Raw genomic sequence first — 22,733 nt, 5'->3', positions numbered from 1 at the left:
ATATACAGATAACTAAACTAAAAATAAAGGAATAAAGGCCATAAACTTTCCACGGCTTCGGCTTTATTCCTTTGTATATGCTAATTAAACTAATGTCTAACTAACTTTTCAAATTTATGAAATTAAAATTAACCCATGCGCCGTTTTATTTTAAAACGAGTTTCTATCGTATAATTATGAGAGCATTTATTTTCTTTTTTTGTACATCATTATTAAGTTTTAGTCCAAAATACACCTTCTCACAGGACGCAAAAATTACTATTGATGCCGATTTTACAGCCTCAATTGAAGAGATTTTTAATCTTATCAAAACACAAACAGATTATAGATTTGTGTATAGTAATGAACAAATTGAAAATGCACCTTTGGTAAAATTAAAGAGAGGTATTATTTCTACAAGAAAATTATTAAATATGGGCTTAGGTCCTATTAATAGTTCGTATGAATTTATCAATAATACAATTATATTAACTAAAAAACCTTTAGTACAGGATTACTTTACTATAGAAGGAGTTGTATTGGATGAGAATGGAGATCCTATTCCTCAAGTTACCATATATACCAGTAAAATAGAACCTATTAATGGTACAGATAGGACCCAAGACAAAATTATTAGAGGTACTACTACAGATTTTGATGGTAATTTCGCAATAGAAGTTGCTTTAAATGAGTATGTAGGTTTCGTAAGCTTAGGCTATGAGTTCTATTACCAAAAAATTACATCTACACAAGAATCATATACTATTACCATGAATTCACAAGTAGATGAATTGGAAGAGGTGATTTTAGTAGGGTATGGTTCTACACGAAAAAAAGACCTTACAGGTACTGTAGGATCTATAGAAGCAGAAGAAATTACACAATTAAAAGCACAAACACTAGATCAAGCCTTAGTGGGTAGAATACCTGGTGTATTTGTACAATCAGCAGGCGGTGCTCCCGGTAGTGGTGCTACCATAAACATTAGAGGTTTAAGTCAGATTAATGGAACCAACCAACCTCTTTATGTAATAGATGGAATACCAATACAAGTAATTCAAAATTCTAACTCAAATGGTTTGGCTACATTTAATGAGCGTGAGAGTCCATTACTTTCTATTAACCCTAATGATATTGAGCGTATTGATGTACTTAAAGATGCTTCTTCAACAGCTATCTATGGATCTAGAGCAGCTAATGGAGTAATTATAGTAACCACTAAGCGTGGAAAAAAGAATCAGGCACCAAAATTAACTTTTTCGCATAATGCAACAGTTCAATTTCCTACTGCTGTTTTTGATGCACTCAATGCAGAACAATACAGAGAGGTTGCTACTGAGCAAACGAATTTAACTGTAGATTTTCTTGAAAGAGGACTACCAGATTATCTGCTTCCGTTCTTACCTCTGTTTTTAGAACAAATTTCTCCAGGACAAGCAGCCATTTTTAATGATCCTGATGGTTTTTTTGGGAATGCAGATACGGATTGGCAAAACGAGATTATCAATAATGCTGCCTTATGGACCGAATATAGTCTTGGCGTAAATGGAGGTACAGAAAATGTAAATTATAATCTGTCATCACGGGTATCTAGCCAAGATGGAGTGCTTAATGGGGTTAATCTTACGCGATATAATATTATTAGTAATATCGATGCCCAAGCAACCAAAAAGCTGCGTTTAGGTGCAACTTTTAATTATAATTATTCGGTAAACAAACAATCAGGTTTTGGTACAAGTGGCTTAAGTCAAGGCTTATTTAGACCAGACCTAGCCATATTTGATGAAAATGGAGATTTTACTTCATCTAATCTTTTGGGTATAGGCAATACACGTAATCCGTTAGGTGATGGTGCTACAATACGGAATAGGGCTATCTCGCAAAACATTATTGGTAATTTATATGCAGAGTACCAATTGGTTAAAAATCTTAAATTTAGGTCTCAATTCAGTACTAACCTTAATAGCAACAGAAGATCCATATTTAGCCCATCAGGAACGCAAAGCGCACGTTTTAATAACAATGCGTTTGGTAATAATGTACCGATACCAGCTACTTTAGATATTAACCGATCGGAAAGCTACAACAATTCGTTTGCAAATACCTTAAGTTATAATGCCTTGTTTAATGCAGATCATCGTATAGATGCCGTGGCAGGAGTTTCTTGGGATCGTAATTTTGTAGAATTCGAAAGTCAAACTTATAGTGGTTTTCCTGATGACGAATTTTTAACTGATATTCGTTCTGCTGAAGAGATCATTGCGTTTAGTAGTGATGCAGTTGAGGCAGGTCTTAATTCATTATTCGCTCGTTTCAATTATGGCTATAAAAATCGTTATTTGTTAACCTTTACTGGGCGTTCAGATACTTCAACCAAATTTGGACCCAATAACCAAAGAGCATTTTTCCCTTCTGGAGCATTTGCTTGGAATGCGCATAATGAATCTTTTTTAAAGGAAAGTAATTTTTTAAGCCAATTAAAATTACGGGCTAGTTTAGGACGCACAGGTTCTGACAACTTACCTTCTTTTTCTTTTATACCCTCTATACGAGCAGAGGCACTTAATCGTTCCACCTATAATGGCAGAGCTGGTATTGTACCTATCAATGTACCAAATCCAAATATTCAATGGGAAACTACTGATCTGTTTGATTTAGGATTGGAGTTTGGCTTATTGAATAATAGGGTTTTTGGAGAAGTGGTTTATTTTGAACGAAAAACAAATGGTGTTATTTTACCAACACCTATCCCAGCAGAAACCGGATTTTTATCTGTGAATACTAATGTTGCTGATGTAAGCAATACAGGTTGGGAATTTTCGTTAACAGCAGACCTTATAAAAACTAAAAACTTTATATGGAATTCTTCTTTTAATATTTCGTTTGTAGATAACAATGTAGATGCTTTAAATGGTAGTTTAGCACCAAATAATGTACGCGAAGGCCAGCCGATTGGATTTATTTTAGGCTTTGATGTAGCATCAATTGCGCAAACAGATGAAGAGGTTACCGCTTTAAACGATGCAGCTCCTAATGGCCAATACCAAGAAGGTTTAGGAGTGGCAGGAGATTATATTTATAGAGATGTAGATGGCGATGGCGAAATTACTCCAGAGGATAGAGTGTCTTTAGGGGATATTAATCCTGATTATTTTGGAGGATGGAGCAATACCTTTACCTATAAGAATTTTGATTTATTCGTTAACTGGCAATTTGTACAAGGTAATGATAGGCTATGGATAAGACCACAAAGTTTAGCAAACTTTGATCCAAGTCTTAATTATACTACTTTAGTTTTTGAAACTTGGACTCCAGAAAATACTGATGCCAACTTTGCAAGATTAGGTTCGGATACTCATTTTGATGCGAATTCTAGGGCTGTAGTAGATGGTTCTTATATGAGATTACGTTCTGCTGGATTAAGCTATAATTTTCCAAAAAAATTACTTCAAAATATTGGACTCAGCAGTGCACGTTTAACCTTAAATGGAAATAATCTTATTACTATTTCTAACTATCCTGGTATAGATCCAGAAGCAGTAGATCAGCCAAGAGGTGGTGCAACTTTAGATTTAACTACTGATTCTGGTATTGCATTTCCACAGGCAAGAACATACAGTCTTGGACTTAACATAAGTTTTTAAAATAAAAAAATAAACTAATGAAAAAAATATATAAATACATTTCAATTACGCTATTAACAATTATGCTGTCCTTAGCATTTTCTTGTGAACTAAGCAGAGATATAGACGATTTTGAACCTTTATTTACCTTACCAGCAGATACTGGTATTGATTCTGAAGCTATAGCAGAACTTACTTTAAACGGGGCTTACGCTGCATTTAGAAGAAATTCAATTAGTAGCGGTTTTCCAGATTTATGGTATGTGCCCTCCAGATTAAGTGGTGTAGCCACTATTACGGTAGACAATCAAGGTAACTCAGAACAAGAAGGTTTTGATGAAAATAATCCTGTAGTGTTTAATGGTGATGTTAATTTAGGAATGTACACTAATTTGTATAACCTAATCAATCGTACCAACTTAATTATTGAAACTGTACCAGCATTAGACAATGCTATTTTTAGCACAGAAACCCGCAGGGATGAAATTGTTGGCGAAGCTCAAATTTTAAGAGCTACAGCTTACTTTTATTTACTGCGTTTGTATGGTCAGTTTTACGATGCAAATTCTACTTTTGGTGTAGTGGTTAGAACAAATTTTGCTAGAGATTTGGAAATATTACCAAGAAATACCGTAGCAGAAACCTATGCGCAAATTATGCAAGATTTGGATGCCGGTATCGCTACGGCACCAGAATTTAGAGAAGCTAAATTTTTTGTAAGTAAAACCTATGCCAATGCACTAAAAGCTAAAGTATTGCTATACCAAGGTGATTATACACAAGCAGCAACTTTAGCAAGTAATATTATTAATAATCTTGATTCCAATTTTGGACTTTCACCTACCTACGATGAGTTATTTGATAATACTTCAGAGGCCTTATTTAATAATCCTGAAATCCTGTTTGGTTCTAGAGGTGATGCACGTACAGAAAGTTTAGGTCTTGGTGATGCATGGAATGATGCTGATGCAAGAGTTAATGTTCAATTTGCTAGTAATATAGTTAATGGAGAAGTAGCTATTAACGGACAAGCTATTACGCTTGATGGGTCTAGGGTAGAGACACAATTAGGGTATTTCTATGACGATTATTATTACGAAGAGGCAGCAGCAATGCAAAAATTCAGTAATAATCGTGTCAGCGAACCTTTTGAAATGATATACCACCTGCGTTTGGCAGAGTTGTACTTAATTTTTGCAGAAGCAGAGGCACGGTCAAATAATACCGTCTCTATTGCTGCATTAGATGCTTTAAATGCTATTAGAACACGTGCTGGTGCAACTACAACAGGCGATGACGGATTTGAAACCTATCCTGCAAGTATTTCATTGGCTGAATTCTTAGAAGCTGTACGTGTTGAAAAAAGAATTGAACTTGCTGGCGAAATGGGTGAAGATTGGTTTGATTTAATACGATATGATTTTGCAGATGGTTTTGGTACAGGATTTCAGGTGTCTGATGTAAAGGAAACTGCAACCGATTCGGATCGGTTTATTTTACCAATAGCCCAAGAGAATATAGATGCAACTAATAGTGTTGTTGTACAAAACCCTGGGTATTAATAAATAGGCTATCATTATTATAATATGATGCGATAAAGCTTCATTAAAGGCAAAGACAATTTTTTAGTTGTCTAAAAGCAATTGTCTTTGCCTAAAATGTACATTCCAAGTGTAATTACATAAAATTGTTTTAAGAAATAGAATTATAAATAAAAAAATAAAATGAAACAGATTAAAAAAATAGGAACACTATTGACATTAATTTTAGTATTGCTATCATGTACAGAAAAAGAACCTCAAGGGTATAGCGTTACAGGCGAGATAAAAGGCGCTGAAGACAGCATGGTTTTATTATACTATTATGATTATGTAGAAAAAGAACCAAAAGTAATTGATAGTACTGAAATGAAGGCTGGTAAGTTTAGCTTTAAAGGGCATATTGATCAACCCGTTTATGTAGACCTAAAATTAGCGGAGACAGCAGCAATTGGTTTCTTTTTAGAAAACAGTCCTATACATATAAAGGCAGACCTTAATCAAGAACGAGGTCCTTATGAGCCTGTAAAAGGTGAAATAACTGGATCAAAATCTGAAGACCTTTTGGCTTCTTTAACAGAAAAATTAGATGCCATTTTCAATGAACCTAAATACAATGCGTTCACTAGCTTAGTGAAAGACTATGAGGAAGCTGCAGAAAAGGAAGACGATTCCTTAGCAAAACAAATTTATGATCAAATAAATGAATTAAATCACTTAAGTCAAGAAATTGATGATCGTAAGCTGAATACTACTTTAGATTTTGTGAAGACAAATGCCTCATCTGTTGTGGCACCTTATGCCTTACAGGGCTATTTTACGGAATATGCAATGGATTTTGATCAAATGACAGAAACCATAGGACTTTTTAGCGGTGCTGCTAAAAACACTGGTGTTTACAAAGCTTTTGAAGATGAATATACTATTATTAAAAGAATGCGTCCAGGGAACAAGGCTCCAAATTTCACCTTGAAAAGCCCTGAAGGAAAAGATATTTCATTAGGTGATATTAAAGATAAATATGTACTCCTTGATTTTTGGGCTTTTTGGTGTGGACCTTGCCGAGCATCATATCCGCATTTAAAAGAGGTATACAGTAAATATAAAGATGCTGGTTTTGAAGTGTTAGCTATTTCTACAGATGTTAATGAGAAGAAATGGAAAAAGGCCATTGATGAAGACCAAACAGATTGGATTCATGTAGTAGATACACGGGCAGATGAGAATTCTACCACAGACGTGGCCAACATTTATGCAGTGCCGTATCTCCCCACAACATATCTTCTGGACAAAGAAGGAAATATTCTTGCCAAAAACCTCAGCGAAGAAGAATTAGATGACAAACTCAAAGAAATATTTGAATTCTAATCCAATAATCTAATGAAACATAAACTACATATTTTCTTCATATTATCCGCTATAATTTTTTTGTCGGGATGCGCTTCGGAAACACTTAAGAGCTATACCATTGATGGAAAGATAAAAGGTTCTAAGGATGGTACTAAGGTTCGTTTAAAACTTGTGGAAGATGATTTTATACACAGTGTTTTTGATACCACATTTGTTGATGTAGCTGTCATAAAAAATGAAGAATTTCAATTTACAGGAATCGTAGAAAACCCTGATTTATATACTGTTACTATTGATCATATTAAAAATGAAAAAGATGAAGATCTTGTATACCAACCTGTAATTCCAATTTTTTTAGAAAATACTAAAGTGACGATAACAGCTCATATCGATAGTATCACTAATGAACAAGAATTATTTTCACAAGGAAATTTAAATCATGGAAAAGTAGCAATTTTAGGGTCAGATTTGCACGAACGTTATAGGCAATATGAAGAAAATTTAATAGAATTAATCAATAATAATAATTCACAACGAAATATAGGAGATGCTTCTGCAGAAAAAGGGGCTATTGCTCAGAAAAGAGAGGCTATAAAAAGAAGAGAATATAATGAGCGTAGTGAAAAGAAATATAAATTAAATTTTACGGAGCGCAATGCAGATAATATGGTTGGCCTTTATGCAGCAAATAAGGCTATCCCTTCCCTTTCTTTAGAAGAATTGACAACGTTAAGTTCTACACTTTCTAATGAGATAACCAAAACAACAAAAGGTAAAAAAGTTTTAGAAAAAATTAAAGAGACACAGCGTGTAGCAGATGGAGCAATTTTTGTAGACCTCCCTTTTAAAGGCCCTAAAGGTAATAAAGTAAAACTATCTGATTATGTGGGGAAAGGCAACTATGTATTACTCGATTTTTGGGCTTCTTGGTGTGGACCTTGCCGAGATGATATTCCTCATCTTAAAAAAGTTTATCAAAGTTATTATCCTGAAGGTTTTGAAATGATAAGTATTTCAATGGATGATAGCCATGAAGATTGGTTAGAAGCTTTAGAAGAAGAACAAATGCCTTGGCTACAATTGTCTGATGGAGAAGGCTTTGATGGAGATTTAGCTAAGGTGTATAAAATACCTTTTATTCCTACTTGTATATTATTTGATCCCTCCGGAAAAATTGTTACTCGAAAAATGAGAGATGATTTTATGGATATAAAACTAATAGACCTTTACGGAAATAAATTTAAAAAGAACTATAACTAAACCATATCGCTATTAAAATAGCATAAAATAGAATAATACTATCATGGAATTATCCATTAGGTAAAATACTCCAAGATTTTTTTATTTAAAACATTAAACCTGTGTTTTCATAAACGTAGTTTTAAATATTAATTTTTTCATGTTAGTCAATGTGTATAGGGGTTACTCCAATATTGTAACCCTTACACATACCAAATTAAAATAAATACAAAGCTTTATGAGAATAAAATTAATCACTCTTTTAAGTTTGTTTATTTGTGTTTTTAATGCAACTTCACAAATATATAATCCAGTAAAATGGTCTACCGCTGTAGAAAAAATAGCTACAGATGAGTATCTGCTGATTTCTACGGCAACCATACAAAAGGGTTGGCATCTATACTCGCAAGAGGTTCCTGATAATGGACCTTTAGCTACTACTTTTAGTTATAATGAAACCAACGGTATTGATGCTATTGGTGATACTGTAGAGGATGAAGGACGTACCATCCTTGATCCAATCTTTAACATGAAGATTAAATTTTTTGAACATAAAGCAGTATTTAAGCAAAAGGTGAAAGTAGATGGTGCTGTTAACTCAATTACAGGTAGTGTAGAGTTTATGGTCTGCGACGACACTAAATGTCTTCCTCCTAAAGAAGTAGATTTAGTGTTTAAACTTTCTGAAACTAGTTCTGCTACTATTGATAAAAGCACAAAAAAGGGTTTAGGAACTACAGTAGATAAAGATCTAGAAACAAAACAAGAATCGTCTACAAATAATAATGGCCTTTGGACTATTTTTTTTCTAGGCCTTGGAGCAGGTTTTATAGCCATTTTTACTCCTTGTGTCTTTCCATTAATTCCTATGACCGTAAGTTTCTTTACCAAGCAGAGTAAAACTAAAGCAGAAGGGATACGAAATGCCATTATTTATGGTATTTCTATTATTGTTATTTATGTGCTTTTGGGAACAGTTGTAGTGGCTATTTTTGGACCAAGTTCCCTAAATGCATTGGCAACTAATGTCTGGTTTAACCTCATTTTTGGAATTATACTGATTGTATTTGCCGCTTCTTTTTTAGGCGCTTTTGAATTGATGTTGCCTAATTCTTGGGCAAATAAAATAGATGCTAAAGCGGATAAAGGAGGGTATATTGGCATCTTTTTTATGGCATTAGCACTAGCTATTGTTTCTTTTTCATGCACAGGCCCATTTGTGGGGAGTATTATAGGAGCTGGTTCTGCAAGTGGGGGTATTGGTCCTATAATAGGAATGTTTGGCTTTTCATTGGCTATAGCCTTGCCTTTTGCCTTATTTGCAGCTTTTCCAGGATGGATGAATTCTTTGCCAAAATCTGGAGGATGGTTAAATACAGTTAAAGTGGTCCTTGGATTTTTAGAATTGGCATTTGCATTTAAATTTCTTTCCCAAGCAGATCTTGTATTACAGTTACATGTTTTAGAACGCGAAGCTTTCTTAGCCATTTGGATTGCTATTTTTGCAGTATTGGCTTTATATCTTTTCGGAAAACTTAAATTACCACATGATTCTCCTTTGTCTCATATTTCTGTAGGGAGATTGTGGCTAGGGCTTGTAACATTTGCATTTACCATTTACCTTATACCAGGTTTATGGGGTGCACCATTAAATTTAATAAGTGCTTTTCCTCCTCCACAAGATTATAGTGAATCGCCGTATGGAGTAGGGAACTCAAAAAATACAGGAGTAACAGCAAGCCATAATGCCTTACCCGATGGAGCACATTTGTTAGCTCCACACGATATTTTAGCTTTTAACGATTATGAAAAAGGGTTAGACTATGCAAAAAAAGTTAAGAAACCAGTGATGATAGATTTTACAGGATGGGCTTGTGTTAATTGCCGTAAAATGGAACAGAATGTATGGCCTAAACCTAAGGTATTAGAACTTTTGAAAAACGAGGTGGTGCTCATATCATTATATGTTGATGACAAACGAAAACTGACAGCTGATGAAGTTACCATATCTAAATTAAACCCAGGAAAAAAATTAAAATATATTGGTCAAAAATGGAGTGAATTACAGACGCTTAAATACAAGGCAAATTCTCAACCTTTTTATGTATTAATGGACCATAATGAAGAAAACTTAATTGCTCCTGTTGCGTATACTCCAAATGTAGATGAATATTTTGGATGGCTCAATAAAGGTATAGCAAAGTTTAATAGGGTAAACTCAAATTAATGTAGAAATACAATTAAAATAAACTACTAATAGTTCTTTATGTAACACATTTTAATGTACTTAAATTGATAAAAAAATAATTAGCGACTATGAAATATTTAAAAAAACACATGCAGCACATCTCATTTTTTGTTTTAGCCTGTTTCCTATTCTCTTGTGAAGCAGAAACTACAGTCATAGATGAAGATCCAATGCAAATGCAAGAAGATCCAATGCCAGTAATTGAGGGTTTAGAAGTAATTGATGCAGATAAGATATATGATGGTCTTATTTTAGTTAATGATGCAGGAGCAAATCGTGTATATCTTATGGATAAGGAAACCGAGATTGTATTTGAATGGGACCTAAAAGAACAAAAACTGGGGAATAATGCATTTTTATTGCCAAGTGGAAAACTATTAGCGATGTTCGAATCTAAATCACCAGATATAAAACTTGGTGGTGTTGGAGGTATTCTTGCCATTATTAATAAAGATAGTGAGGTAGAATGGAGTTATGAATATGCAGATGAAAACCATATTGCGCATCATGATGCGGTGATGTTGCCAAATGGTAATATTTTATTTCTTACATGGGAAAAAAAGACCGTTGAAGATGCAGATACAATTGGTTTTTCTCAAGAAACCCCTATAATTTATGATGCGATTCTAGAAATTGATCCCACCACAGATGAAATTGTATGGCAATGGCACATGTGGGATCATTTGATACAAGATTTTGATGATACCAAAATGAATTTTGGTGTTGTTGCCGATAATCCGCAATTAATTGATATTAATTATTTAGGAGTACCCAATGCGCAAGGCGATGTAAGCCATGCTAATGGCCTGGCATATGATAGCGAAAATGACCTTATTTATTTAAGTGCTAATTTTTATAGTGAAATTTGGGTAATAGATCATAGCACTACAACAGCGGAAGCACAGACCAATTCAGGAGGAAATAAGAGCAAAGGAGGAGATCTTATTTATAGATTTGGAAACCCTGAAGCTTATGATAATATTGGAGCTAAAAGGTTTGATAGAAACCATTTTCCTAATCTATTATCGGGTGAAAGAGCAGGAAATATTTTAGTATACGCCAATGGTGTTTCAGCGAAACAATCTGTTGCTTATGAATTGAAAATTCCTGAAAACCTATCTTTACAGTCTGGAGTAGACAACGAACCAGAAGAAGTATGGAGTTTTACCGATTTAGATTTATTTTCTAGAAATGTATCAGGAGTTGATTTATTACCAAATGGAAATCGCTTGATTACCGAAGGCGATTTTGGTTTTTGGGAAGTCACTGAAGCTGGACAGGTAGTTTGGAAGTATACCGAACCAGGTTTTTTTTGGAGAGGATATCACTATGATAAAGATGCACCAGAAGTTCAAATTCTGAATCAATGAAGAAAACTAGAAACAAAGTCAAAATAGAGGCGACTTCGTTTACTTTCAGCTAGATAAATATTATTATTTGTACAAGTATTCTGTATTCAAAACAAATTAGAAAAAGTCAAGCATACTTAATAGCGTATGCTTGACTTTTTTATACCAATAAAATTATCTGGATTTTTAATAGTACTATAAATACTATGGCATATCAATTACAAAATTTAAAGTAGCTGTGGATAATGCTCCCGTCTGATTTAACCATATGGAATATTGACCAGCGGGTAATGGACCCGTAAAACCAGTTGCACCATCTAACATCCCCATTGCGGGTAATATATTTGTTCCAACATTTGTGTCACCATATATTAGACCTCCTAAAAGATCACCTGCCGTTGCCCCAGGAACGGTTGCTCCATTAGCAATACCTATAAAAGCTGGATCTGCAGCTTCATATGCATCTAAATTTATTTGACTTAATTGATATCCATCTGGAACAACAAATGTGATATAATCGGCATTACCACTTACCTGATTAGAAATAATAATATTACCTCCTGTAGCAAGAGTAATCATTGTTGGAGCATTTGCATCATTGGAAAGGTCTCCATTAACACTTTCATCATAAATGATATTTTCTGTTGGAGCTGTCGCTGTTGTAATCACAAAATTTAAGGTAGCTGTAGATCTAACACCTGTTTGGTTTAACCATACCGAATATATACCAGAAGGCAATGCTCCTGTAAAGCCTGTGGCGCCATCTAACATTCCCATTGCAGGAAGGATATCTGTATTTAACTCTGGGTCTCCATATATTAGCCCCCCTAACAGATCATTTGCTGTTGCTCCAGGAACGGTTGCTCCATTAGCAATACCAATAAAAGCAGGGTCAGCCGCTTGGTACGCTTCTAAATTTATTTGACTTAATTCAAACCCATCAGGGACAACAAATGTAATATAATCTGGATTGCCCATTTCTTGATTGGAAATAATACGGTTATCACCAGAAGTAAAATCTATTGATGTTGGAACAGCGGCATCATTAGAAAGATCACCATCAATACTTTCATCATAAATAGCATTTTGTGTAGTTGTAGTGGCTACTGTGATAACAAAATTTAAGGTAGCCGTAGATCTAGCTCCTGTCTGATTTAACCATACAGTATAGAGACCAGCAGGTAGTGGACCAGTAAAGCCAGTAGCTCCCTCTAACATTCCCATTGCTGGAAGTATATCAGTATTTAAATTTATATCACCATATATTAGTCCTCCTAAAAGGTCGCTTGCCATTGCTCCAGAAACCATAGTCCCACTAGCAATACCAATAAAAGCGGGGTCAGCCGCTTGATACGCTTCTAAATTTATTTGACTTAACTCAAATCCGCTAGGCACAACAAATGTAATATAATCTGGATTGTCCATTTCTTGATTAGAGATAATACGGTTATCACCAGAAGTTAAATCTAACATTGTTGGCGCATTAGCATCATTAGAAAGATCTCCATCATTTGCTTCATTATATACCAAATTCTCTGGATCTGGAATTACCTCTGGAGCCATTGTAAGTACTAAATTTATGGTAACAGTAGAAATACCTCCTGTTTGATTTAACCATATTGTATAAGGTCCAGTTGGTAGAGGAGGAGTAAAGCCTGTAGCCCCATCTAACATTCCCATTGCAGGTAGTATATCTGTATTTACATTTGCATTACCATATATCAGACCACCTAAAAGATCACCTGCCATATTACCAGAAATAGTTGTTCCTCCAGCAATACCAATAAAAGCAGGGTCACCTGCTTCATAAGCTTCTACATTTATTTCACTTAATTGATATCCTTCTGGTATAATAAAAGTAAAATAGTCAGGATTATCCATTTCTTGATCTGAAAGTATGCGGTTATCCCCTGGAGCTAACGTAACGGAAGTAGGTGCTGTGCCATTATTCGAAAGATCTCCATCTGCATCTTCATTGTATACCACATTTTCTGGGAGAGTAGGACTATCAATTGGATCATCAATTGTAGGTGTTTCAGTGTCAGAGCTACAGCTATAGGTAATTGTTAAAATTAAAAAAATGTAAATTAATTTTTTCATCATTATTTTTGTTTAGTATTTTAATATCACTACTGTCGTTGCATTATTATTAACATAACAAATATTACTTGGTGTTTTTACATAGTTTTATCTTCTTAATAATAAGGAATCATATAACTTATAAAAAGAGAACTATTATTGGTCTACTTAAAAATGCTTATTAAGTTTAAAATGCAATATATGATCTAAGGCTTTAAGAATAATTGGATAAAATTAGTTCATATCTGCCACTACATCTATTCGTTATTTAAATAATGAATCCATTCCAGGAATATTTGGCATACCGTCCTTTGCTACAGCGGCAAGTTCAGTTTCATTTACATTAGTGGCCTTTTCTATAGCTTTATTTATGGTTAAAATTAGATAATCTTCTAATTGTTCTTTATCGTTTAGTAAAGATGCATCAATACTAATATTTTTTACAGTTCTATTAGCAGTAATCGTAATTGCAATATTTCCATCACTAGATTTTTCATCAATTAGAACCGTATCAAGACGTTTTTTTGTTTGTGCTACTTTTTCTTGGGTTTCTTTTAATTTCCCCATCATACCCATTAAATCTCCGAACATTATATTTAGTTTTTAGTTAAAATTAGTTTACAAAATTAATAAAATGTGTTAAACCCTGTATTAAATATAAAATACTAATCCTCAAAAAGACCTTTATTTTTTATTAAGTGTTAGTTTTGCGTTCGCTGTAAAAATTTAAAAGACAAGATGTCACAAAAAAAGATACCCTTTGCTAAAAAAGAACTAAAAGAATTAGAGAAACATGGAGATGTTCGTATGGATGCGTATTATTGGTTAAATGAAAGGGATAACAAGGATGTACTCGCTTATTTAAACGAAGAGAAGCAATATTATGAAGAACAAACATTGCATACTAAAGATTTTCAGAAAGTTCTTTTTGATGAAATGAAAGGTAGAATAAAAGAAGATGATTCTTCTGTACCCTATAAGAAAAATGGATTCTGGTATATAACGCGCTACGAAATAAATAAAGATTACCCAATCTATTGTAGAAAAAAAGGAACTTTAGAAGCCCAAGAAGAATTACTTTTTGATTGTAATAGTATGGCAAAAGGTCATGAGTATTTTAATTTAGGAGGACTCAGTATTAGTACAGATAATAAATTAGCTGTTTTTGGAGTGGATACGGTTTCTAGAAGGCAGTATACACTAAAAGTAAAAAATTTAATTACAGGAGAAATTTTAACTGATAAGATAGAAAATACAACTGGAAGTGCAGTATGGGCTAATGATAATAAAACTTTTTTTTACACTAAAAAAGACCCAGTAACATTACGATCAGATAAAATTTACAAGCATATTTTGGGAAGGCCAACTTCTGAAGATGTATTAGTATATCATGAAAAAGATGAAACTTATAATAGTTTTGTGTATAAGACTAAATCTAAAGCATATATTGTAATAGGATCTTCAAGCACCTTAACATCAGAATATAGATTTATTAGAGCAAATGAGCCAGACAATGAATTTACAGTATTCTCAGAAAGGGAAACGGGTGTAGAATATTCTATAGCGCATTATAATGGAAACTTCTACATTTTAACGAACAAAGACGGCGCTACCAATTTTAAATTGATGCGAACAGAAGAAGATAAAACGGCATCCAATTATTGGAAAGATTTTATTCCGCATCGTGAAGATGTACTTTTAGAAGATATAGAAATATTTAAGGATTTTTATGTGATTTCTGAACGTAAAAATGGACTTAGTTTAATTAAAGTTGTTGAATGGGAAACAAATAAAAGTTACTTTTTACCTTTTGATAATGAAACATATACTGCTAATGTAGGTGCTAATCCAGATTTTGATACAGAAGTATTGCGTTATGGATATAATGCTATGACGACTCCAAGTTCTGTTATTGATTTTAATATGAAGACCAAGCAAAGTGTAGTAATGAAAGAACAAGAAGTTTTAGGAGGTAAATTTCAAAAGGAAAATTATATCTCTGAGCGCATATGGGCAACAGTAAGAGATGGTGTTAAAGTGCCCATGTCTATTGTATATCATAAAGAAACTAAATTAGATGGTACAAGCCCCTTATTACAATATGCATATGGTTCTTATGGTTATACCTTAGATCCCTATTTTTCTTCTACTCGTTTAAGTTTATTGGATAGAGGTTTTATATTTGTAATTGCGCATGTAAGAGGAAGTGAATATTTAGGTAGAAATTGGTATGAAACAGGAAAACTTCTTAAAAAGAAAAACACTTTTACAGATTTTATAGATTGCTCTAAACATTTAATAGCACACAACTATACTAGTGACGACCATTTATATGCTTCTGGCGGTTCTGCAGGTGGCTTATTAATGGGAGCGGTAAGTAATATGGCTCCTGAATTGTATAAAGGTATTATTGCATCTGTACCATTTGTGGATGTTGTAACTACCATGTTAGATGAAACAATACCCTTAACAACTGGTGAATATGATGAATGGGGCAACCCTAATATCAAAGCATATTACGACTATATGAAGTCCTATTCGCCTTATGATAATGTAACTCCAAAAGACTATCCTAATATGCTAGTTATTACAGGGTTTCATGATTCTCAAGTGCAATATTTTGAACCAGCCAAATGGGTTGCTAAGTTAAGAGAATTAAAAACAGATAAACATCAATTGCTTTTTGATATTAATATGGATGCTGGTCATGGTGGTGCATCAGGAAGGTTTGAATCGCTAAAAGAACTCGCTAAAGAGTATGCGTTTTTAATGGATTTAGAAGGAAAAATAGCGAAGTAAAAAAAAAGTGATAAATTTGTGCTGTTATTTTGTGTATGATTAAAACAAATCAGAATAACCGCTAAACATATAACATTCCTAAATGGCAAATAAGATTAATGCTTATAATAATGTTCTTGAACTTATTGGCAATACACCATTGGTAAAACTAAACCGAATAGCAGAATCACTTACTGGAAATTTTTATGCTAAAGTAGAAGCATTTAATCCAGGACATTCCTCAAAAGACAGAATTGCAAATTATATCATTGAAGAGGCAGAAAGCAGAGGAATATTAAAAGAGGGTAGTACCGTTATAGAAACTACATCAGGCAATACAGGATTTAGTATTGCAATGGTAAGTATAATAAAAGGCTATGATTGTATTTTGGCTGTAAGTTCTAAATCATCTCCTGATAAAATAGATATGTTACGTTCCATGGGGGCAAAAGTTTATGTTTGCCCTGCCCATGTTAGTGCAGACGATCCTAGATCGTACTACCAAGTAGCAAAACGCTTACACGAAGAAACTAAAGATAGTGTTTATATCAATCAATATTTTAATGCATTAAATACCGAAGCACATTATAAAACTTCTGGTCCCGAAATATGGAACCAAACAAACGGTGCCATTACACATTTAGTAGCCTGTAGTGGAACTGGTGGCACAATTTCCGGAACTGCTGCTTATCTAAAAGAACAAAATCCAGATATTAAAATTATAGGTGTTGATGCTTACGGTTCTGTGATTCAGAAATATCACGAAACTAGAGAGTTTGATGCTAATGAGATTTATCCATACCGTATAGAAGGATTGGGTAAAAACTTAATACCTTCTGCAACTAATTTTGACGTTATAGATAAATTTATCAAAGTAACAGATGAAGCGAGTGCGCATACTGCTAGAGAAATTTCTAGAACAGAAGGAATGTTTGTAGGGTATACTAGTGGAGCTGCATTTCAAGCTATTAAACAATTAAATGCCGAAGGCACATTTACAAAAGATAGTAATGTAGTTGTTATTTTTCCCGATCATGGTTCAAGATATATGAGTAAAGTATACTCAGATCAGTGGATGGAAGATCAAGGTTTCTTTGATAGTAAGACTGTAGAAGCTCCCCAAGAAATTCAGTTTGTAAAATAGAACCACCTCAAGATATATTTTAAAAGCAATGATATACAGTATCATTGCTTTTTTTATGAAAACAGCACAAAAACGCTTACTTTTGTGCAAAATCAATTTAGGATAAATGAGAGATTTATTTGAGAGAATAATTGAAAATAAGGGACCTTTAGGAAAATGGGCTTCACAGGCAGAAGGTTACTTTGTTTTTCCAAAACTAGAAGGACCAATTTCTAACCGAATGAAATTTCAAGGAAAAGAAGTTTTAACTTGGAGTATTAATGATTATTTAGGACTTGCCAACTTACCAGAAATTAGAAAAATTGATGGTGATACTGCAGCAGAATATGGTTCTGCTTATCCAATGGGCGCTAGAATGATGAGCGGACATACGGATTTTCATGAGCAATTAGAACAAGAGCTAGCCACTTTTGTTAATAAGGAATCTGCATATTTATTAAACTTTGGATATCAAGGAATAATGTCTACAATAGACGCTTTGGTTTCTAAAGACGATATTATTGTATATGATGTAGATGCACATGCATGTATTATTGATGGCGTACGTCTTCATATGGGAAAACGTTTTACGTTTAAGCATAATGATATCAAAAGCTTAGAGAAAAACCTTGAGCGCGCTACTAAAATGGCAGAGCAAACAGGCGGAGGAATTCTTGTGATTTCTGAAGGTGTTTTTGGAATGCGAGGAGAACAAGGAAGGTTAAAAGAAATTGTAGCACTTAAAGAAAAGTATAATTTTAGACTTTTAGTTGATGATGCACATGGGTTTGGAACACTAGGCAAAACAGGAGCAGGAGCAGGAGAAGAACAAGGAGTACAAGATGATATAGATGTTTATTTTGCAACTTTTGCTAAATCTATGGCTGGTATTGGTGCTTTTATAGCAGCAGATAAAGAAATTATAGATTATTTAAAATACAATCTACGTTCTCAAATGTTTGCAAAATCATTACCAATGGTTTATGTAAAAGGAGCATTGAAACGTTTAGATATGCTTCGTACAATGCCACAGCTAAAAGAAAAGTTATGGGAGAATGTAAATGCATTGCAAAATGGATTAAAAGAGAGAGGTTTTGATATTGGAACAACTACAAGTTGTGTTACGCCAGTATATTTAAATGGGAGTATTCCTGAAGCAATGGCCCTTGTAAAAGACCTGCGTGAGAACTATGGAATATTTTGTTCTATAGTGGTATATCCAGTAATTCCAAAAGGATTAATTCTATTAAGAATGATCCCTACAGCTACACATACTTTAGAAGACGTTGCAATTACACTAGATGCATTCTCAGCTATTAGAGAACGTTTAGAAAATGGCACTTATAAAAGGCTTTCAGCGGCTGTAGCTGCTGCAATGGGAGAATAATCTCATGTATTTAAAACTTTTAGAAATATAAATTCTGAGATGTTTTAAGTTTTATAAGTCTTTAGTTTAAAGAAAAACTAACCCCGAAAAAGAGTAATACCTTTTAAATCGGGGTTTTTTATGTTTGAAATATTTTTTAATGTATTCGCTTTGATTGATTTGTAAAAGGAGAAAAACAATAGCGTAAATTTAAAATAGTGCAATACTAAAAGGGAACATGCTCTACAATCTCTAAGCCATAACCAACAATACCAACTCTTTTGGTTTGTGATGTATTGGTTAACAAACGTACTTTAGAGATATTTAAATCATGTAAAATCTGTGCGCCAACACCAAAATCTTTGGCATCCATTTCTATTTTTGGTGCTTTTAAAACTCCTTTAGATTGAATATTTTTTAATTCTGATAGTCTGCCTAGTAAATTTAAAGATCTAGATTCTTGATTGATAAATACAAAAGCGCCTTTTTCTTCTGCATTTATCGCGTTAAACATATCTTCTAACTTTTTGTCGGGGTTGTTGGTAAGTGTGCCAAGAATATCATTATTAATTAAGGTAGAATTAATTCTGGTTAATACCTTTTCATCTTTTTTCCACGTTCCTTTAGTCAATGCAATATGTACCTGATTGTTTGTGGTTTGTTTGTAAGCCCTAAGTCTAAATTCACCAAAACGTGTAGAAATTTTAAAATCTTCTTTCTTTTCTATAAGACTATCGTGCTCCATTCTATAAGCAACCAAATCTTCAATGGAAACAATTTTTAAATCAAATCTTTCAGCTACTTTATAAAGTTCTGGTAAGCGGGCCATGCTTCCATCTTCATTCATAATCTCTACAATAACACCAGCAGGTTTTAAACCGGCAAGTCTTGCAAAATCTATGGCGGCTTCTGTATGCCCGGTTCTTCTTAAAACGCCACCTTCCTTAGCTACTAAAGGAAAAATATGTCCAGGTCTAGATAAATCATAAGCTTTTGTATCGTCTAAGGTAAGTGCTTTGATGGTTTTGGCTCTATCTGAAGCAGAAATACCAGTGGTTACTCCATTACCACGTAAATCTACAGATACGGTAAAAGCGGTCTCCATATGGTCAGTATTGTTGCTCACCATCATTTGGAGTCCTAGTTCTTTGCAACGTCCTTCAGTTAATGGAGCACAAATAAGACCACGGCCATTAGTAGCCATAAAATTTACCATTTCAGGAGTAATGGCCTCAGCAGCAGCTAAAAAGTCACCTTCATTTTCCCTATTTTCATCATCAACAACAATAATGACCTTTCCCTTTTTTATGTCTTCGATGGCATCTTCTATAGTATTTAACTGGATACTCATTTTTTAGTTTTTGATTCTTTACTTTATTAGATTAATATCCTTTTGGATTTTGGATCTGGAATATAAATAAATAATGAAAAATACAATTGCCCCCAAAAAGTATATAATATATATTAAGTTGCTAGATTTTGTTATTTTTTTATAACTATGAGCCGCAATCATAATATAAACAATTGTTGTAAGCTGTAAAATGTAACTTATCAAATTAAGTAAATTAAAAACAATTTCTTTTGAAGGAAAGAAAGAAATTATTAAAAGTATGATTGAGCTTAAATAGAGTATTAAACCAGTATTAGAATACCTTTTGTAATCAGTAAAATCTCTGTCTGCTTCATCAAAGAGATGGTTACTTAATTTACCTGATAATTTTAACTCATCTAAAGAAAAACCTCTATTTTCTAAAATTTTCAAAGAAGTATCTCTATACTCTATGGAATATTTCTTTTGCCTATAGTTTCTAGCAGTTTCAATTAATTCTTCAGCAGAATAACTCTCTAGAAGCAAATATTCAGAGGAATTATCAGGAAATATTTTTGCAAGCTCTTGTTTTGGACTTTTAGTATTTTGTAAATCTTTTTTCTTAAACGTTCTACTAAAGAAATCTATAATACTTCCAAAATTAATAAGTCCTTTATCTTTAGTGGCTCTTTTGGTTAAAAAGATACTTAGAGGTAACATTATCATTGTAGAAACCCATGGACCTAATGCTGGGTTAATACTATCATCTTTGGCGGCATTTTCACCAAAAACACCAATAAAATAATACGTAAGAAATAAAATAATAGCAATTACCATGGGTAAGCCCAAACCTCCTTTACGGATAATAGCTCCTAGCGGTGCTCCAACAAAGAAAAGAATAATACAGGATAGTGCTAAAGCAAATTTTTTATGAAACGATATAATATGTAAATTATAAATTTTATAGCGTCGTTCAATTTCTTGTTTTTTTCCTTTCACAGAATTAATAACATTATCTGTTGTATTTTTTGCAGCAGATATAATTTGAGATTTTTGCCAAATTTCGTACAAGCCGAGTATATTTAGCGTATCTATTTGAGTATTCTTTTTTACTTGAAGAGTTTTTGTTTTTTGGGAATCTATTTTTATTTGATTTGCATTTTTAAGATCTTTTGCTGCTAAGACAAATGCACCCATCCTAACAGCAATTGTTTTGGAAAATGTTTCAACGATAACTTTATTGTTTTTGTAAAGTGAATCTGCATCTTTAACAAGTCGCGTTACATTTTTCATCTTATCAGTAGTAATCGCTCTTTCTTTCTCCAAGTCTACATCTAAACCAGAAATATCTTGGTAAATGGTGTATTTTTCAAAACTTGCTTTAGCAAAAGGGTATTTTCTGTTATCCTTACTCTTTTTTTTCTTGATATCTTCATAATAATGGCCGTCTTTTAGCACCAATTTTAAAATATCGGAGCCTTCACGACTAATAAGTTCGCCGGTTTTTGACTTTATTACAGTACTATTTAATTTTGTTTTAGATTTTTTATGAATCACAACATTGTCCAAAAAACGCTCGTTTTCTCCATACTTTCGATCTACTTTCATATTCATATCTGAGCCTTCTAAATCACTAAAAGCTCCTTCAACTATTGCAGTAGATGGTTTTACTTGTCCAATATTTTTCCTGAGGTTATAAATTTTTTGTTCAGATGCAGGGATGACACTATTGGCAAAATAAAAAGTTAGAATACTTAGAAAACCAATAAAAATAATAAGACTAAGCATTGCGCGTTGTAGCGAAATACCTGAAGCTTTCATAGCAGCAAACTCATAACTTTCTGCCAAGGCACCAAAAGTTAAGATTGAAGAAAGTAAAACGGTTAATGGTAATACTTTTTCGGTAAGATTTGGCATGATATAAAAAAGAAACTTACCAATAATAATAGCATCCAAACCTTTACCAGCCAAATCATCTATAAACAACCAAATTGTTTGGAAGATAAAGATGAACATTAAAATAGTAAAAGAACTAAAGAAATTATATAAAAATCTTTTTAGGATGTAAGCGTCTAATATTCTCAATGGTTTAATTTCTTATGATATAATATCCATCGTTTTCATACTTGGATTCATCAAAAGTAAATAAGGTTTTTGACAAAGTCTGATTTGTTTTAAAAGAATTAACAGTGATTGTGGTTTTTGTACTGTTTTTTCCTGTTTCTATAAGTTTATAGATGTGTTTTGTTTCAATATCTACCCCTAATAAAATAGATTTCGTTTCAGAATTTGTATCAATAGGGGTTAATTTTACAAATTGTATTTTTCTGCCTTGTACATTCTGTAAAATATCCCACGCATAGGTATGTCCTGTTTTATAAAATGTAAGCATTTTAGAAGCTGTAACAGTGTTTTCTTCAGTTGATTTATTTTCAATGGTTACTTCTTCGTTTTCTGGTACAATGGTATATACTTTTTCCCCATCATATATTTGTTGCGAGCCTAAGTAATTTAAAAAATATTTGTCACCTTGCATGGTAACGTCTCCGCGCGTTTCTTGCTTTATATTTGCTTCTGTATTGTTTAGCGCATATTTAAAATCGATAAAAATATTATCATAGCTTTTTACTTTATTGTATACCTGATCTAATAGTTTTTTAGCTTTATCGGAACCTTGTCCAAAACTACTTTGAATACTAAATGCGATTATTAAAAGAAATACTATTTTTTTCATGTTGTTTAATTTCATTTT

At 33.1% G+C, this 22,733-nt stretch carries 14 protein-coding genes; 9 read left to right on the top strand and 5 right to left on the bottom strand.

The window, feature by feature from the left end:
• Positions 1-176 precede the first annotated feature (176 nt).
• The 6 genes from ACZ451_RS15670 (at position 177) to ACZ451_RS15645 (ending at position 11,347) form a co-directional block, all read left to right on the top strand.
• Complete coding sequence (locus ACZ451_RS15670; RefSeq protein WP_464214085.1) at positions 177-3,623, top strand: SusC/RagA family TonB-linked outer membrane protein; 3,447 nt, start codon at positions 177-179, stop codon at positions 3,621-3,623.
• A gap of 17 nt (positions 3,624-3,640) precedes the next feature.
• A complete protein-coding gene (locus ACZ451_RS15665) occupies positions 3,641-5,164 on the top strand; it encodes a RagB/SusD family nutrient uptake outer membrane protein (RefSeq protein ID WP_464214083.1) in 1,524 nt (507 codons plus the stop codon).
• Positions 5,165-5,326: 162 nt separating this feature from the next.
• Positions 5,327-6,508: a redoxin domain-containing protein gene (locus ACZ451_RS15660; RefSeq protein WP_464214081.1), complete on the top strand. Its 1,182-nt coding sequence runs from the start codon at positions 5,327-5,329 to the stop codon at positions 6,506-6,508.
• A 12-nt stretch (positions 6,509-6,520) separates the two neighbouring features.
• Complete coding sequence (locus tag ACZ451_RS15655) at positions 6,521-7,750, top strand: redoxin domain-containing protein (protein WP_464214079.1); 1,230 nt, start codon at positions 6,521-6,523, stop codon at positions 7,748-7,750.
• 217 nt (positions 7,751-7,967) lie between these two features.
• A complete protein-coding gene (locus tag ACZ451_RS15650) occupies positions 7,968-9,956 on the top strand; it encodes a protein-disulfide reductase DsbD family protein (RefSeq protein ID WP_464214077.1) in 1,989 nt (662 codons plus the stop codon).
• A gap of 89 nt (positions 9,957-10,045) precedes the next feature.
• Positions 10,046-11,347, top strand: coding sequence for an aryl-sulfate sulfotransferase (locus tag ACZ451_RS15645; RefSeq protein WP_464214075.1), 1,302 nt, complete (start codon positions 10,046-10,048; stop codon positions 11,345-11,347).
• Between the two features lie 183 nt (positions 11,348-11,530).
• Here ACZ451_RS15645 and ACZ451_RS15640 read toward each other — a convergent pair whose 3' ends face one another.
• Both ACZ451_RS15640 and ACZ451_RS15635 read right to left on the bottom strand, forming a co-directional pair.
• A complete protein-coding gene (locus tag ACZ451_RS15640; protein ID WP_464214073.1) occupies positions 11,531-13,426 on the bottom strand; it encodes a hypothetical protein in 1,896 nt (631 codons plus the stop codon).
• 243 nt (positions 13,427-13,669) lie between these two features.
• Entirely contained in the window at positions 13,670-13,996 is a 327-nt protein-coding gene (locus tag ACZ451_RS15635; protein ID WP_464214071.1) for a YbaB/EbfC family nucleoid-associated protein, read from the bottom strand.
• A gap of 147 nt (positions 13,997-14,143) precedes the next feature.
• Here ACZ451_RS15635 and ACZ451_RS15630 point away from each other — a divergent pair, with 147 nt between their 5' ends.
• The 3 genes from ACZ451_RS15630 (at position 14,144) to ACZ451_RS15620 (ending at position 18,693) form a co-directional block, all read left to right on the top strand.
• Positions 14,144-16,204 carry a S9 family peptidase gene (locus ACZ451_RS15630; protein WP_464214069.1) on the top strand — a complete coding sequence of 687 codons (2,061 nt, stop codon included), beginning with the start codon at positions 14,144-14,146 and terminating at the stop codon, positions 16,202-16,204.
• A gap of 82 nt (positions 16,205-16,286) precedes the next feature.
• On the top strand, positions 16,287-17,327 hold the full coding sequence (locus tag ACZ451_RS15625; protein ID WP_464214067.1) for a PLP-dependent cysteine synthase family protein: 1,041 nt from the start codon (positions 16,287-16,289) through the stop codon (positions 17,325-17,327).
• A 106-nt stretch (positions 17,328-17,433) separates the two neighbouring features.
• A complete protein-coding gene (locus tag ACZ451_RS15620) occupies positions 17,434-18,693 on the top strand; it encodes an aminotransferase class I/II-fold pyridoxal phosphate-dependent enzyme (RefSeq protein WP_464214065.1) in 1,260 nt (419 codons plus the stop codon).
• A gap of 205 nt (positions 18,694-18,898) precedes the next feature.
• Here the strand turns inward: ACZ451_RS15620 and ribB are convergent, their stop codons facing one another.
• Genes ribB through lolA1 form a run of 3 tightly spaced genes read right to left on the bottom strand, consistent with a single transcriptional unit; the run spans position 18,899 to position 22,715 of the window.
• Positions 18,899-20,023, bottom strand: a complete 1,125-nt coding sequence (ribB, locus tag ACZ451_RS15615; RefSeq protein ID WP_464214063.1) for a 3,4-dihydroxy-2-butanone-4-phosphate synthase — start codon at positions 20,021-20,023, stop codon at positions 18,899-18,901.
• An 18-nt stretch (positions 20,024-20,041) separates the two neighbouring features.
• Complete coding sequence (locus ACZ451_RS15610; protein WP_464214061.1) at positions 20,042-22,066, bottom strand: LptF/LptG family permease; 2,025 nt, start codon at positions 22,064-22,066, stop codon at positions 20,042-20,044.
• 4 nt (positions 22,067-22,070) lie between these two features.
• Positions 22,071-22,715, bottom strand: a complete 645-nt coding sequence (lolA1, locus tag ACZ451_RS15605; protein ID WP_464214059.1) for an outer membrane lipoprotein periplasmic chaperone LolA1 — start codon at positions 22,713-22,715, stop codon at positions 22,071-22,073.
• Positions 22,716-22,733 lie beyond the last annotated feature (18 nt).

The sequence above is a fragment of the Allocellulophaga tsushimaensis genome (assembly GCF_055383085.1).
This window is presented reverse-complemented; position numbering and strand designations above follow the sequence as displayed.